17 protein-coding genes are annotated in these 15,571 nt (G+C 36.7%); 4 read left to right on the top strand and 13 right to left on the bottom strand.

What is annotated here, in order from left to right; translation table 11 throughout:
- Positions 1-140 precede the first annotated feature (140 nt).
- Entirely contained in the window at positions 141-692 is a 552-nt protein-coding gene (locus LS66_RS06980) for a YceI family protein (protein ID WP_034364628.1), read from the top strand.
- Positions 693-755: 63 nt separating this feature from the next.
- Here LS66_RS06980 and LS66_RS06975 read toward each other — a convergent pair whose 3' ends face one another.
- The 4 genes from LS66_RS06975 to petA all read right to left on the bottom strand — a co-directional run bounded on the left by LS66_RS06975 (position 756) and on the right by petA (position 4,006).
- A complete protein-coding gene (locus LS66_RS06975; RefSeq protein WP_034364631.1) occupies positions 756-986 on the bottom strand; it encodes a hypothetical protein in 231 nt (76 codons plus the stop codon).
- A 165-nt stretch (positions 987-1,151) separates the two neighbouring features.
- The gene (locus tag LS66_RS06970) at positions 1,152-2,255 is read right to left on the bottom strand and encodes a c-type cytochrome (RefSeq protein WP_034364633.1); all 1,104 of its coding nucleotides are present in this window, start codon (positions 2,253-2,255) and stop codon (positions 1,152-1,154) included.
- A gap of 1 nt (position 2,256) precedes the next feature.
- Positions 2,257-3,489 (bottom strand): cytochrome bc complex cytochrome b subunit, encoded by a 1,233-nt coding sequence (locus tag LS66_RS06965; protein ID WP_201273670.1) that lies wholly within the window; start codon positions 3,487-3,489, stop codon positions 2,257-2,259.
- 7 nt (positions 3,490-3,496) lie between these two features.
- Entirely contained in the window at positions 3,497-4,006 is a 510-nt protein-coding gene (gene petA / locus LS66_RS06960) for a ubiquinol-cytochrome c reductase iron-sulfur subunit (protein WP_011115847.1), read from the bottom strand.
- A 150-nt stretch (positions 4,007-4,156) separates the two neighbouring features.
- Between petA and LS66_RS06955 the strand changes: the two genes are divergently transcribed.
- Genes LS66_RS06955 through bcp form a run of 3 tightly spaced genes read left to right on the top strand, consistent with a single transcriptional unit; the run spans position 4,157 to position 6,381 of the window.
- Positions 4,157-4,981: an NAD+ synthase gene (locus LS66_RS06955; protein WP_034364639.1), complete on the top strand. Its 825-nt coding sequence runs from the start codon at positions 4,157-4,159 to the stop codon at positions 4,979-4,981.
- A 9-nt stretch (positions 4,982-4,990) separates the two neighbouring features.
- Entirely contained in the window at positions 4,991-5,893 is a 903-nt protein-coding gene (locus tag LS66_RS06950; RefSeq protein ID WP_034364642.1) for a tetraacyldisaccharide 4'-kinase, read from the top strand.
- A gap of 29 nt (positions 5,894-5,922) precedes the next feature.
- Positions 5,923-6,381: a thioredoxin-dependent thiol peroxidase gene (gene bcp, locus LS66_RS06945; RefSeq protein ID WP_034364646.1), complete on the top strand. Its 459-nt coding sequence runs from the start codon at positions 5,923-5,925 to the stop codon at positions 6,379-6,381.
- Positions 6,382-6,415: 34 nt separating this feature from the next.
- On the opposite strand, the gene infB is transcribed toward bcp, so the two are convergent.
- The 9 genes from infB to mobA all read right to left on the bottom strand — a co-directional run bounded on the left by infB (position 6,416) and on the right by mobA (position 15,507).
- On the bottom strand, positions 6,416-9,064 hold the full coding sequence (infB, locus tag LS66_RS06940) for a translation initiation factor IF-2 (RefSeq protein WP_034364649.1): 2,649 nt from the start codon (positions 9,062-9,064) through the stop codon (positions 6,416-6,418).
- Positions 9,052-9,303: a DUF448 domain-containing protein gene (locus LS66_RS06935; protein ID WP_011115852.1), complete on the bottom strand. Its 252-nt coding sequence runs from the start codon at positions 9,301-9,303 to the stop codon at positions 9,052-9,054. The genes infB and LS66_RS06935 overlap by 13 nt, the downstream gene beginning before the upstream one ends.
- 19 nt (positions 9,304-9,322) lie before the next feature.
- A complete protein-coding gene (gene thrB / locus LS66_RS06930) occupies positions 9,323-10,222 on the bottom strand; it encodes a homoserine kinase (RefSeq protein ID WP_011115853.1) in 900 nt (299 codons plus the stop codon).
- Between the two features lie 116 nt (positions 10,223-10,338).
- The gene (locus LS66_RS06925; protein WP_011115854.1) at positions 10,339-10,824 is read right to left on the bottom strand and encodes a hypothetical protein; all 486 of its coding nucleotides are present in this window, start codon (positions 10,822-10,824) and stop codon (positions 10,339-10,341) included.
- A 33-nt stretch (positions 10,825-10,857) separates the two neighbouring features.
- Positions 10,858-11,757, bottom strand: coding sequence for a UDP-3-O-acyl-N-acetylglucosamine deacetylase (gene lpxC / locus LS66_RS06920; protein WP_034364652.1), 900 nt, complete (start codon positions 11,755-11,757; stop codon positions 10,858-10,860).
- Positions 11,754-12,350: a septum site-determining protein MinC gene (minC, locus tag LS66_RS06915; protein ID WP_034364655.1), complete on the bottom strand. Its 597-nt coding sequence runs from the start codon at positions 12,348-12,350 to the stop codon at positions 11,754-11,756. Before minC ends, lpxC begins: the two co-directional genes overlap by 4 nt.
- Before the next feature lie 13 nt (positions 12,351-12,363).
- Positions 12,364-13,749, bottom strand: coding sequence for a M23 family metallopeptidase (locus LS66_RS06910; RefSeq protein ID WP_011115857.1), 1,386 nt, complete (start codon positions 13,747-13,749; stop codon positions 12,364-12,366).
- A 57-nt stretch (positions 13,750-13,806) separates the two neighbouring features.
- A complete protein-coding gene (gene flhB, locus LS66_RS06905; protein WP_011115858.1) occupies positions 13,807-14,934 on the bottom strand; it encodes a flagellar biosynthesis protein FlhB in 1,128 nt (375 codons plus the stop codon).
- Between the two features lie 3 nt (positions 14,935-14,937).
- On the bottom strand, positions 14,938-15,507 hold the full coding sequence (gene mobA, locus LS66_RS06900; protein WP_011115859.1) for a molybdenum cofactor guanylyltransferase MobA: 570 nt from the start codon (positions 15,505-15,507) through the stop codon (positions 14,938-14,940).
- Positions 15,508-15,571 lie beyond the last annotated feature (64 nt).

The following is a 15,571-nucleotide window of genomic DNA, read 5'->3' as shown; positions in this document are numbered from 1 at the left end:
TTTAATACTCCTTTGTGCGCTTAAGTTCAGAGTAAGTATTATTTTGTTTAATATTTTCTATTTTTATTTTGATAAAATTATGTTTGTCAAAGATTCTGGTTTAAGAATCTTTACTATTTATACTGACAAAAGGAGTAATTATGAAGAAGTTTGCATTTATGTGTGCAATAAGCGCACTTTTTAGCACATCACTTATGGCAGAGCCTTATATAGTTGATGCGGGACATTCATCGGTAGGTTTTAGCGTAAAACATTTATCTATCAGTAATGTCAAAGGGAGTCTTGATAAATTTAGTGGCACACTTGATATTGAGGGTAAAACTATCAAGGCTTTAGAAGGTGAAGCGCAAGTGCTTTCAATCAACACAAATGACAAAGCACGTGATAAACACCTCAATGCACCTGATTTCTTTGATTCAAAAAAGTTTCCTAAAGCTACTTTATCATTAATCAAACATAATGGCAAAAAGCTTGAAGCAAACCTTACAATGAGAGATATTACTAAAAAAGTAGTCTTTGACGTTGTGCTTAATGGTCCTGTGAAAAATCCTAGAAGTGGCAAGGATATAGTTGCTCTTACTCTTGATGGCAAAATTAATAGAAAAGATTTTGGCATCGGTGTTGATACGGCAAATGCGATGGTGAGCGACAATGTTGATGTAAAAATTGAAATTGAAGCTTCAGCAAAATAATCCACTACATTCTCTATTGAAACATCAATAGAGAATCTTCTTTCTATCTTTATAAAATAAGTCTCAATTACAAATATTAAGATTTTTTACAAAAAGAAGAATCGTGTCTTGCTCTGCACAATCTTGTGAAGACAAAGTATAAGAATAATACTCCGTTATTTTCATAATAGTATCAATAGGACTACTTAAATCACAAACGACTTTAAAGCTTTGAGGATTAAGTTTGAGTATCTCGCTTACTTTTAAATTTTTATGTCTATTGTTATCATTTTTTGTTCCTTCTAATTTTTTCATTTTAAAAAAATCTCAAAAAATGATAATACTAAACCCTAGCACAACGACTATAAGTGTATTTACTTCAAAAATACATTGCAATACGAATGAGCCTCAGCCCTTAAATTATTGTAGTAAAGAAGAAACTCCCTCTTTGGATAGGAGGGAGTTATAAGACTAAGAAGATTAATGCACTTCGCTCCAAACGCGACGTTTCCAAAGGTATGCAAGCACACTCATCACACCAAAGAAAATCATAATATACACGCCTAAGCTTTCACGTTCTTCCTTTTTAGAATCTCCAATAGATTCTATATAAGCAACAACACGTTCTTGTGCCTCTTGTGTCAATCCTACTCGTGGCATAGAAAGCCCCACTGGCATAACACCAAGCTCTTTAGCAAGATTACTATAATCTCGCTCATCTTGCCATTCGCTTCTTTTGTCATTAGGCGGAAGCGATCCCTCTTTGTTGATGATAGCATCTTGAATAGCCTTATAAGATACCTTTTGAGGGTCATTAATAAAATACTCCAAATAATGCGCACCTTTACTGCGAATCATTGTTGAAAGGTCAGGAGCAGCAGAACCAAGATATACACTCAAACTCTCGGGCGAAGTTGAAGCTTTAGTATTGTCATATTTCATAGTATGGCAACGAGAACAAGCGTTGAGAAAAACTGCTTTGTTTGTAAGATTTTCTTCAAGCTTGGCAATTTCATTTTGCTTTTGTCCTTCAGAGAGACTTGACTTTTCAATATTTTCTTTTTTGCCAATGAACTCTTCAGATTCTAAGACTTGCTTTTTCAGCGCAATAGAACCCACTGATTTGAGATAAGCAACCATATCAGCAACTTCTTGTTTGCTATCTTCTTCTCCAAAATACTGCGTCATTGGAAAATCACCATCAGGAAATTTATGTGCCAAGTGGAGAGCATTCGCAGGGTCTAAAATAAGATTTGCTAAAAATTTATCATTATAAATTGCCCCAGCAGTAGATAAATCAGGTGTGAAGATGGTTGCTTCTTTACCATCTCGCACATATACCGCCATCTCACCTCCTGCAATACCAACATCTTTAAGTGTATGGCAAGCTGTGCAGTTTCCTTCTATAAGCGCTTTACCACGTTGTGCATTGCCTTTGGATACATCAATTTCCTCTAAATCTTTGAATGCAAAATCAGCTTTTGCAACTTCAGGGTGGAAAGTCGCGTGAGCAAGAGGCTCTACACCCCAATATAGCACACCCACAATTACCACAATAATGGCTAGAATCTTAATCTCTTTCATCTTAGTGTGCTCCTTTCTTATTTTCAAATAATGTTACAAGTGGCAATGCAATAAATACAAGGAACAAGAATCCAATAGATGCTACAAAGCCAATAAAGTTATTTGCACCTTCTGGTGGAAGCTTACCAAAGATAGTAAGCACTATCATATCTACTATAAGAAGACAAAACCACAAGAGATACCCAGGACGTCTGTGTGCTGGAGCAACAACAGAACTTCTATCTAGCCAAGGCAAAAATAAAAATGCTACTTGTGCAATACCAAAAGCAGCTAAACCGAGGTCGGCACTAAAGAAAAATCCTCGCAATACTTCATAGCTCCATAAGAAATACCACTCAGGATAAATATGTGCAGGCGTTTTCATATTATTTGCTGGGTCAAAATTGATAGGGTCCATTGCAAAATCAAAGTGGAAACATACAAGATAGAAAAAGCCTATCATAAAGAGGCACACAACAAAAATATCTTTAGAGAGAAATACAGGCCAAAATGGTATTACTTTGGATTCTTTCTTTCTACCTTCTTCATATTTTTTTGCTTCGGTTTCATAATCAATATGCTCTCCATCTTCATTATTCACGTGAGGCATTCTTAAAGTATAAAAATGCAGCGCAATTACACCAAGAATCACAATTGGCAAAAGGCATACGTGGAGCATAAAAAATCTTGTTAATGTAGAATCTGCCACAACGAAATTACCGCGCACCCATTCAACAACATCAGGTCCAATCACAGGAATACCACCAAAGAGGTTTGTAATAACTGCAGCAGCCCAATAGCTCATCTGTCCCCAAGGAAGCATATATCCACTAAATGCCTCTGCGGAGAAAAGCACAAAAATGAGCATACCGCCAATCCATACCATCTCACGTCCTCTTTTGAATGAACCATAATAAATGGCTACAAACATATGAATGTAGATAATAAGAAATATCATACTCGCAGCTACTGCGTGAATATGCCGCCATAACCAACCAAATGCTACTTCACTCATAATTGTATGATTGACACTATCAAAAGCCAAATTTACATCGGGCTTATAATACATCAAAAGAAAAAATCCAGACACCACAAGCAATGAGAATAGCGTGAGTAATACTACACCCATAGCCCATAGGAAGTTGATGTTTTTTGGAATCCAATATTTTGTCATCATCACTTCCAATAATTTCTTGATAGCAAGGCGTTGGTCTAGCCAATCTACCAAGCCTTCAGCTTTTTTCACTTCCATCATCTTCTCCTTATGCCTTTTTCGCTTCAAGCAAGGCTTTGTATTCTTGCCCTTCCTCACCTAGCACCATTTTAGTCCCATCTATCTTAAAAGGTGGAATATCCATAGGGCGAGGTGGTGGAGTGCCAGCTTCATTAACACCTGAAGCATCAAATCGCCCCCCGTGGCACGCACAAGCAAATTCTTGAGCAGCCTGATTAAAGCTAGGAATACAACCCAAATGAGTGCAGATTTGAATCCCCACTGTATATACTGCACCATTAACTTCAAAATCTCGTCCTTGCGTTTTTTGACTTCCAGCAGTTTTCTTGAGGATATATACAGGTTTTCCCCTCCACTCCACCGTTTGAAGCACTCCTTCTTGTAGAGCACTTAAATCAAATGTCGTAAAACCAGCCGAGACAACACTAGGTAGCGGGTCCCAAGAGCGTTTCATTGCATACAGAGATGCCACAGCACCCACAGCAGCAACACCGCCTAGAGCCATTCCTAGAAAATCGCGTCTTTTTGTGTCTTGCATCTTTTCTCCTTTCACTAATTTGAAGTATTAAAAACTATATATCGTATGCAAAAAAGGCTTAAATGTTGTTTATTCTTGTTAAAATTTTTGTTTATTTTTAGAGTATATTATAATTACGATACGAGATGATAAAAATTTTAAGGTATAGAAATGAAACATTTTGTGAATCCTTGCATACATTTTATTCAAAAGCAACTTCAAGAACGAGGTTTTAAGAAAGTAGTATTAGGCTTAAGTGGTGGTATAGATTCTGCAGTAGTGGCTACTTTGGCTACTTTAGCCTTAGGGAGCGAAAATGTGCGAGCTCTTCTTATGCCCTCTCTTAGTTCTAATGAGGAACACTTTAATGATGCTTTCAATCTTGCTCATAATCTTGAACTTGAAAGCAAAATTATCCAGCTTGCCCCATTTCAAGAGAATTTTGCAAAGCAAGAAGGTATGGATTTGAGCGGAAAATATATGGAAAAGCTTGATATGAATCAAAAAATGCGTATGGGCAATTTTTGCGCAAGAATCCGTATGACTATGCTTTATGATTGCGCAAGTGCAGACAATGCCCTTGTATTAGGAACAAGCAATAAAAGTGAGATTCTATTAGGTTATGGCACAATATTTGGAGATTTAGCATACGCTATAAATCCTATTGGTGGGCTATATAAAACACAAATTTTTGCTTTCGCGCGAGCACTTAATGTGCCACAAGAGATTATTGCCAAAAAACCAAGTGCAGATTTATTCGCTAATCAAAGTGATGAAACCGATTTGGGATATAATTATGCGGACATTGATACATTCTTAGAAGCATTTGAGAAACTAGGAGGTGTTGAAGCTACACAAAATAAAGAACGAGAACATATCAAAGAAAAACTTAAAAATGCAGGATTTGAATGCAATATGGTAGAATCTCTAAGCACTCGTGTATGGAATAACGCCTTTAAACGCACTAAACCAACCATATTAGAATATAAAGTTTAAGGAGAATGTATGCGATGGATTGATGCATATTTTTATCAGCCAAATTTTACCCAAAAGCTTGTGAGTTTTGCGCTTTTGCCTTTATCATTGCTTTATGGAATCGGTTCTACTATGAGACGAAAATTAGCAAGATTCTATGATTTTGGCATACCTATTGTGAGTGTAGGGAATCTCATTGCTGGTGGTAGTGGCAAAACCCCTTTTATTATTGAAGTGGCAAAAACGTATGAACGTGCGGTAGTAATATCTAGGGGTTATAAACGCACATCAAAAGGTCTTGTTCTCGTTAGTGAATGGGGCAATATCCAAGTCTCACAAGAAGAGGCTGGAGATGAGCCTTACCTCATCGCGAGAGAACTCAAAAATGCAAGTGTAATTGTGTGCAAAAATAGAATCCAAGCTATAGAAAAAGCAAAACAAATAGGCGCAAAAGTCATATTTTTAGACGATGGTTTCCGCTTCAAATTTGCCAAGCTCAATATCGTGCTTGAACCATTGCTTAAACCCTATTTTGCTTTTTGCTTGCCAAGTGGGATTTATCGCGAGCTACCAAATGCCCTTAAAGAAGCGGATTTAATTGTGCGTGAAGGAATAGACTATACGCGAGAGGTGCAAATAGAATCTCCAAGTGAGCGTATGCTGCTGCTCACGGCTATTGCCAATCCTTCAAGGCTTGATGCATTTTTGCCCTCTGTGGTAGGGAAAATCACACTTGCTGATCACGCACAATTTGATAAAGATACTTTACAAAAGGCAATGCAAGAATATAATGCTACAAGTTTGCTTATAACAAGCAAAGATGAAGTCAAGCTACTCCACAGCAACTTAAAATTAAGCGTGATGAGATTAGAACTTAAAATAAATCCTCAAGTGTTAGAACATATTAAAGCATATGTAGAAAAATTTAAGTAATATTTTGTTTAAAATATTAAGGAGAAAAAATGAAACTACAAAAAGGGGATAAAGCACCACAATTTAGGCTTAAAAATGCTGATGAGATAGAAATCTCTTTACAAGATTTGCTCACAAAACGCGTGGTAGTATATTTTTATCCCAAAGACAATACGCCCGGTTGCACGATTGAAGCAGAAGAATTTAGCACTCTATTAGAAAAATTTGAAGCAAAAGATACCATCATAGTAGGCATAAGCCCTGATAGTCCCAAATGTCATCAAAACTTTATCAACAAAAAAGCACTCAAAATCTTGCTCCTTAGCGATACTGATAAAAGTATTGCAAGTGCTTATGGTGCGTATGGCACAAAAATGATGTATGGAAAAGAAGTGCAAGGCATTATCCGTAGCACCTTTGTAATTGAACGCGATGGCATCATCAAAGAGAGTTTTTATAATGTCCGTGCCAAAGGACACGCACAAAAGGTATTAGAAAGTTTAGATTAGAGCCAGCTCTAATAAGATTCTATAATTTCTCATTTTATAGAATCTTTGTCTTTGTTATTTCTTTATAGGTCTCAAAGACATCGCCCACTTTAATATCGTTATGGTTTTCAAGCATAATGCCGCATTCATATCCTTTAGAAACTTCTTTAGCATCATCTTTAAATCTCTTGAGTGAGCTAATAGCACCTGTATGCACCACTACACCATCACGGATAAGCCGCACCTTAATACCACGCTGAATGCTTCCATCAACAACCATACACCCAGCAATCGTGCCAACTTTAGGAATATTAAACGTCTCGCGCACTTCAGCCTGTCCTGTATTTTCCTCTTCAACAATAGGAGACATAAGCCCGCTAAGCAATGCTTTTATATCATCAAGCAAGGCATAAATAATAGAGTAAGTCTTAATTTCTACACCCAATTCTTTAGCTTTTGCCTTTACGCTTCCGGTAGGGCGGACATTAAAGCCCAAAATCAAGCTATTTGTGCTTGTAGCACAAAGTGTAATATCACTCTCACTAATGCCTCCTACGCCAAAACCAATAATATTTATACGCACTTCATCATTGCTTAATTTTTCTAAACTCGCTTTAATCGCTTCAAGACTGCCTTGAGTATCAGCCTTGATAATGAGAGGCAAAGTTTTGAGGTTGCCTTGAGCAACCATTTCTCCAAGCTCATCAAAGGTAACTTTGGTGGATTTACTCAATTCCTTTTGTCGTAAATATAATGCACGTTTTTGCGCGTGTTCTCTTGCAATAGTGTCATTTTCAACACTCTGAAAGATAGCTCCTGCACTAGGCACTTCAGAAAGTCCTGTAACTACTGCCACCCCAGAGGGTGAGAGCTGTGAGATATTTTGTCCCCTATCATCAAGCAATGCTCGTACTCGCCCAAAAGCCGTATCAGCCACAACAGAATCCCCAACATTTAAAATCCCTTGTTGCATAATAATAGTTGCCACTGGTCCTCGTCCCTTTTCCAAACTTGCCTCAAGCACAATCGCCTTTGCTCTGCCCTGATGAGATGCTTTAAGTTCTAATACTTCAGCTTGAATAAGAATCGTCTCAAGCAAATTCTCTACACCATCACCATTTTTGGCAGAAATAGGAATAAATTCATATTCTCCTCCCCATTCATTAGGTGTAAAGCCAATTTCAGCGCATTCAGCCTTAAGTTTGTCTGGATTTGCATTTTCTTTATCCATTTTATTCATTGCGATAATAATTTGGACATTCGCAGCCTTAGCGTGATTAAGAGCTTCAATAGTTTGCTGCTTGACACCATCATCTGCAGCAATTACAATAATAGCAATATCAGTTACCTGCGCACCTCTACTTCGCATTTGTGTGAAAGCTTCGTGTCCGGGCGTGTCAATAAAGCTAATTTTCTTGCCATTTTTTTCCACCATATATGCACCTATATGCTGCGTAATCCCTCCAGCCTCACCACTTGCTATACGCGAGTTGCGGATATAATCAAGCAGTGAAGTTTTTCCGTGATCAACGTGTCCCATAATTGTAACCACAGGCGGACGCTCAAGCAATGGAGAATCTGTATCGGGAGTAGATTCTATAATATTTTGCTCAGGAGCATCTTGGATTGAAATTTCAAGCTCAAATTCATCGCTCAAAATTTCAATCGCATCGCGGTCTAAAAAATCATTTTTTGTCGCCATTACACCAAGATTAAAAAGCACTTTAATAACATCTTTTAATTCGGCTTTAATGAGTTCTGCAAATTCATATACACGAATTTCTTCAGGAATAGAAATAGGACCTTTTATCTTATCAACATTTTTTGTAGCTTTTATAGGTTTGCGTCGTTTTCCTCCGCGTTTGATACTTCCTTCGTTCATCCACGGATTTTTACGATGAATATGTACTCGTTCAGTAATAGCTTGACGAATCTGATTCTCTTCCTCTTCATCTCGCACCTCACGCTCATTTAAATCAAAAAGCATAATTTCATCTTGTTCATCATCATAATCTGAATGAAAAGAAATATCCCTATCATCTAAAATATGTATTTTTTGGTCCGTATGTTTGGTGGCAACTTTAGGTTTTGATTTATCTTTTTTGTGTCTTTTATATTCCTCATCAGCAGTATCAGCAAGAAGTTCTTTGTAGCTTGGAGCGTGCTTTTTGCTTTCATCTTTTTTAGACACCATACTTGGCTGCTCTTGTGGAGTATCATTTTTGCGCACAATACGTAGCCCAACTTTTGCTTTTGTTTCAAGAGGTGCAGTCATATCATTTGATTCTACTTTTTTTGAAGCACGTTTACTTTGAGATGCTTGAGCGGGGAACTGAGCGTCATCTTGTTCTATCTCATTTTGCTCACCCTTATCTTTTTGTTTTTCTGATGTTGTTTTTTTAGCAGTTTTTGGAGCTTTGGTAGTGGTAGTCTTCTTTATCTCTTTTTCTTTTGCAGCACTTTGTGAAGTTTTTGTGGTTGCTTTTTTGGGTTTTTTTGTCTCTTTTTTATCTTTTGTTTTATTTGCAGGGATATAAGAATTCACACCCGTATTTATATATTCAAAAAGTGCAGCAGCCTCCTCCTGTGTCAAAGAGCTTGAAGGCGTTTTTACGCTTAATCCCATTTCTTTAGCTTTCTCATAAGCAAATTTTGCCTCTTTGCCAAATTCTTTTGCAAAATCTGATAATCTTATTTTTTCCATAGATTCCATATCTCCTTTAAGGTTGAAGCGTGATGCTCGCTTGGCTTTAATTTATTCATTTTAATGATAACTTGAAGTGTTTTAGGTTGCCCTAGGCATTCCTCACATACATAAAAACTTCTTCCTCTTCCACTAAACTGACACACAGAGTAGCCATTACTTTGCAATCTTAAAAGCTCCTTTTGATAAAATCTCTTGCGACATTTAACACACATACGCATTTGTTTGGGTTGTTTCATAGCATTATACCTAAAGTTTCTATGATTCTATCAGGGTTGCCCCGATATTGTCAAATTCAAGCTCAATCACACGAAATTTTGGAAAATGCTTTTGCAAAATATGTGCTAAATTCCCACTATCATCACAATAACAAATATTCAAGAATGACGAACCACTTCCAGAGAGTGTCGATAAAAGTGCTCCATTTTCAAGGGCAATCTTTTGCACATTAAAAAGTGCAGGAATATTTTTCATACGCAATTCTTGATGGAATCTATCCTGACTAGCAACACGTAATAGTTCCCATTTATGCGTGATAAATGCTGCGCTCAACATACAAGCGTGCGAAAGATTAAATACTGCATCTTTTGTGCTATACTTCTTAGGAAGTGAGCGGCGTGAAAATTTCGTTGAAATAGCTACATTGGGAATTACTACTACGGCTTTAATGTCTGTAGGCAAGAGTGCTTGAACATTGATAACTTGCTCTTTTGTTTTAAGCGAGGAATCAAGCATACTTACATTAAATCCTCCATAGAGTGCAGGTGTAATATTATCTGGGTGATTCTCATAAGAAAGTGCAAGCTGGAGAATCTCGGACTTATTGATTGGCTTTTGCATAATGTGATACGCACCTACAATCGCACCTACAATCACCGCGGAACTTGAGCCAAGCCCACGTGATATAGGTATAGCATTATGAAAGCTAAACTTAAAAGGCTGCATAGGATAATTATGAAGAGCCAAAATCTCATTAAAAATTTTAATAAAAACATTATCTATGCGAAGTTTAGGGCGGTCTTCGCCTTCTCCAGAAATATGAATACTGCTTAGCTTTGAGGGTGTAATACTAAAAGTATTATGTAATTTAAGTGCTAAACCCAAAGTATCAAAACCGGGTCCAAGATTAGCGCTTGTAGCAGGAACAGAAATAACCACGATTACTCCATAGCATAAAGTCAAAAGTTAATTATAATGTGTTTTTAATTGATTTTTCTTTAGTTTTTAAAGAATCTTCACGGAAGCAAGGGCTGCACTGATTCTATCCATTAGAGCTAAATGGGAGGGAGAATATAAAGGGGTTGAGTATGTGCGTGAAATCGTGCTATATCAAGTGTTTTTGGGAGGAAGAGAGAAGCATTTTTGGGAGCTATATTATGGGCAAGAGAAATGTTCCCATTACAATCACAATAAAAATAAGTGGTGCCAAAAGCTTTGATATAAGAATCACTTGTAAAATAAAAACTTGAAGTGGCAAAAAGCTTTATATCATATATCATTGCGAGGGTATGAAGAAAAATATGCGTGAGTTTGAGCGCAGTAAAACTTCCGGGTCCGTTAGCATAATAAATAGATTCTATTTTCGTATCACGATACATTGCATTTTGTTTGGGCGTTGGGAGCAAAGATTCAAAGATACGAGGAAGTGCGATAAGGGGCAAATCATCACTTACCATTTCTTTAATTAATATATTATTTTCATAAAGCCCACATTTTATAGGCAAACCTATACTCACAAGGGCAATGCTGATATGTCGCATATAATTGTGCCTTATAATATCGCACGGCTAAGGTTAATGCTGCTCGTGCAAAAAAGCGTAATCAAGAGCTGCTTCCTCAACCTTATCTTCAAGGCTTACAACCTCATAAGCCTTTTCATCACTCAAAATCTGTTTTGTAAGGAGATGATTAAGCTTATGACTTCCCGCAAAAGATATATAACTGCCAAGTAAAGGCATACCAAGCAATGCCATATCACCAATAGCATCAAGGATTTTATGTCGCACAAATTCTTCTTTGTATCGCAAACCTTCTTTATTGAGAATACTGCTCTCATCAAGCACAATACAATTACTTAAATCCCCGCCCTTTGCTAAGCCTTTAGAACGCAAATAATTTACCTCGTGTAAAAAGCCAAATGTCCTTGCGCGAGCAATTTCTTCTTTATAAGCCTGAGTGCTAAAAGTGAATTTATAGTGTTGCTGACGAATGACAGGGTGATTAAAATCAATTTTAAAATCAAAAATTGTCCTCTCACTTGGCTCAACACGCACAAATTTTTTCTCATCTACAATCTCAATAGATTTTTTTATTACGATGGCTTTTTTAGGCGCATTTTGTGCAACAATACCAGCTTCCTCAAGCAACATACAATATCCTATTGCACTTCCATCCATAATAGGCACTTCCTCATTATCAAGCGAGATTCTAATATTATCAATGCCATAGGCGTGAATAGCGGAAAGCAAATGTTCAATGGTAGAAATCTTTGCTTCACCCTTAGCAATGACGGTTGCCATAGTAGTATCAATGACATTTTCAGCCTTAAGCTCAATACTCACACCCAAATCAGAACGATAAAATACTATACCGCTATCCACCTCCAAAGGTTCAAGCTCCATTTTTACAGGCACACCTTTATGTAAGCCAATCCCTACAAGCTCAACTTTATTTTTAATGGTCTTTTGCTTCATACTAAATCCTTTACGCATATATCATCGTCTTTTTTAAAAATTATTTTGAATAATGCACTGCTTTGGTTAATCTTATGTAAAAAATGTTCATCAAGAAGTGCATCTTGAAATAAAATTGCAGGAGCAAGAATCTTGGTGCAGATAATATAATCGCCTTGAGATTCTATACTGCCACTACACTCACTTAGCAAAAGCAAATTTCCTTCCGCAATAATCCGAGCGCCGCTATTGACTTGAGATTGCACTACAATATCGCCATTATGATAAATTTCCTCGCCACTGCGGACAACCTTCTGAACAAAAAGTGTGCGGGAAGAAGTATGCGCAGTTTGCACATCAGAAAAACTAGGTTGAGCGGGTATGTCAGAATCTTTACGCGTGAGATAAATGTGCGCCATATCACTTAAATGAGCAAAACTTAAATTATGCTCTTGTAAGAATGCTTGGAGCTGTGGGTCAATCTCATCTCTAAAGCCAAGTGTATGACGTTGCAAAAGAGGGAGGTGTTTTGTAATAAAATCAATATACTCCTGTACGCTCCCTCCTGCTTCAAATTCAAACAATCGTAAGGTATGTTGCCGAGTTTTAATCATACTGCCTAACTTCTTAATGCGCTGAATGTTTTGCCTGATAATATGCTCGTGTTTTAGCTAAAACACTAATAATATTATCATCAACCCACTTTTGGTCTAACCACTCACTTAAACGAACAAAATGCCCTTGCACTAAAATACTAAAATGCAAATGGTCTCCAAATGCCCAACCTGTCATACCTGTGTTGCCAATCTGTTGCCCTACATTTACCTCATCACTCACATCAACGTGGCTATCTGACATATGTGAATAAAGTGATGAAACACCAAATCCGTGATAAATTAAAAGTGTATCGCCATAAAGCCCAAGACGACTTTTAAGCAACACAACACCTTTATTGCTTGCAATAATGGGAGCATTTTTGACACTTGCTACATCAATACCCAAATGAATAGCTTCACTAATTTTGTTTTTATTGAGATAATAAGTGCGATAATCCCCAAAACTCCCTACGAGTTTTGAGCCCTTAAGTGGCACAAAGGCTCGAAAAGATTCATCAATGTAGCCATCATCTGAAATCAAATCATTACAAGCTTTTAAGATTCTATTTTCATCTTCCTTGCGTATATCCTCATTAAAAAACACAAACCGCTCAACATCATCATTAAAATCCCTATGGAGTTTTTTATCAATGCGTCCAAGAAGTTCGTTTAACTTACCCTGAAGGAAGCTTTCTTCTATTCTAATATTAGAATGATAATAAGCAACATTAATATTACGCATAAGAGTAATGTTTTGTTTTGTAATATTGCCTGCTTTGTCTGTGGCAATAATTTGAGCATTAAAAAATTTATTTTTTAGAGGCCACGCAATAATCCCTACATAAATATCATTATCAAGATATTTAAAAAGCTTAAAATCATCAGTGCCATTATTAATATGCACATCTTGTAATGCCATATCCTTGATTTCAAATGCTACAATCGCACTCCCTCCACGGGCAATTTGATACGATGATGCAATAGGTATGACACTGGGAGGAGTCGTATCTACCACGAGATTGAGCTCAACTTTGGCAGTATTGCCACTAAAAAAATGTGAATTGCTCCAATCTGTTACAGCAATTTTATATTGAAGCGTTGCCCCATTTTTAAGCAAAGTGGAAGGCTTTGGCAAAGAAATTTTGATAGATTTTGGTTTGTTTAAAATAATTTCTTTCTCATCACTCAAAATCTCCCCATCAAATATCACTTGCACCCGATAATGCCTAATGCCACTTTCATCATCAAATTTCACCACCATCTCATCTTGAAGATTCCAATGCGTTGGAAGATCTTGTCCTTGCATATTCAAACGTGGCTCTTGTGTTTCAAAGATGATAGAAGTAAAGGCGATAATCCCCACAATAACAAGTGTCATAATACCTAGACTTGCCAATATTAACCGCTTATTACCCATACTCGTGCCTTTTTTGGATTAATTAAAGAATATAAGGTTTTATTATATCATAAAGTCTTATATTTGACGCTCTTTAGCTACTTTCTCCCCTGCAATTTCAAGAATCTTACTCATTTTTTTCTTGCCTTCACGCTCTTCAAGATATGCTACCTCACTTAACACCTGTCCTACCGCAGCAAAAAGGTCGTGAGGTATAACTTGATTTAAATCCAACTGCCGATAAAGTTCGCGTGCAAGCGGTGGATTCTCAATGATTTTAATATCATATTCCCTTGCTATACTTTTAATTCGTATAGCAAGCTCATCAATGCCTTTTGCCACTAATATCGGAGGCATACCTTGAGCAATCTCTTTTTCACTATAACGCAATGCCACAGCATAATGTGTAGGGTTAGTAATAACAACTGAAGCAGAGGGAATTTCTTGCATCATACGATTACTTGCAATTTTTTGTTGCATTTGACGAATCTTAGCCTTCACCTCCGGGCTTTGCTCATATTGCTTGTATTCATCTTTGACTTCTTTAATGCTCATTTTGAGACTTTTAATGTATTGATAACGTTTAATGAGATAATCACTTACTGCCATAATAAAAAACAAAATTAATAACACTCCAATAAGAATAAGTGCCTTTTGTCTAAACCACATAATTTGTCCATACAATCCACTCATAGACACACTAGGAAGCTCATTAAAAAAACTTACAAACACAGCAAACCCGACAATAAAAGCTACAAATACCTTTAATGTAATCATAAAGCCATCAAGAATCTTTTTAAGAGAAATAACATTTTTAATGCCCGTTATAGGGTTAATTTTAGATATTTTAGGTTTAATAGCCTTAGGCGACAGAAGTAACCCAAATTGTGCAATATTTGCAATAACCCCCGTAATCATCAACACAAGAAAAAGTGGTGCGAGCATAAAAAAAACTTCAAGTCCAATACTTAGCATTAGATTACCCAATAAACGCCTATCTACATCAAGTATAATAAGCTTATTAATATGGTGAAAGATTCTTTGAGCGCATTCAATCCAAAAAGGTATGAGCAAAAACATCAAACCTAACCCTACAAGCAAAATAAAAAAACCAGCAAGTTCAGGGCTTTTACTGACATTGCCCTCTTCACGAGCCTTTTGAATCTTATGCGCCGATGGGGCTTGGGTTTTTTCTTCATCAGCCATAATTTATTCCATATTCTCATAAAGTTTTAAGGCATTATAATAATCGTCCATTGTATTGATATTAAAGCATTCCTTTTCTGTTGCAAGGACGCTTTGATGTGGGTGAGATTCTATAATGCGGTGCAGAGCATAACTTTTAGACTTATATGCCCATATAAGTGCATCAAGCATAGATTTGTGCCATTTAGAAATAAGATAATGTGCCTTATCAGCACTTTGTGCGTAAGTAATAGGTGCATTTGAATCTGCGAGTTGTCGCAAAGTCTCTCCACGCACAAAAGGCGTATCCACACTAACAAAGAGTATTTCTTGGGTTTTAAGCTTCTCAAAGGCATTTATCATTCCGATGATGGGTGCATAAATGCGACTTCTTTCAATCAAAAATGGTGCATCAAAGGTGAATTTCTTTTTATCTTTGGTGCTAATATATACTTTTTCACATATTTTGCTTAAGTGCGTAAATACCCACTGGCTTAGATTTTCCTTCCCAAAAGCGACTTGCGTTTTATCCTCTCCTAAACGCGAACTTTTACCCCCAGCTAAAATCACGCACGGAATCATTATTTTTTGCATAAAAACCTTTCATTTTTGGTGGGCATTATATCTTATTTTGTATAATCCTAAATACTTGGTTATA

Origin of the sequence: Helicobacter sp. MIT 03-1614 (genome assembly GCF_000762925.2) — a bacterium.
Classification (GTDB): domain Bacteria; phylum Campylobacterota; class Campylobacteria; order Campylobacterales; family Helicobacteraceae; genus Helicobacter_C; species Helicobacter_C hepaticus.
The sequence above is the reverse complement of the archived record's forward strand: the minus strand, read 5'-3'. Positions and strand labels throughout refer to the sequence as shown.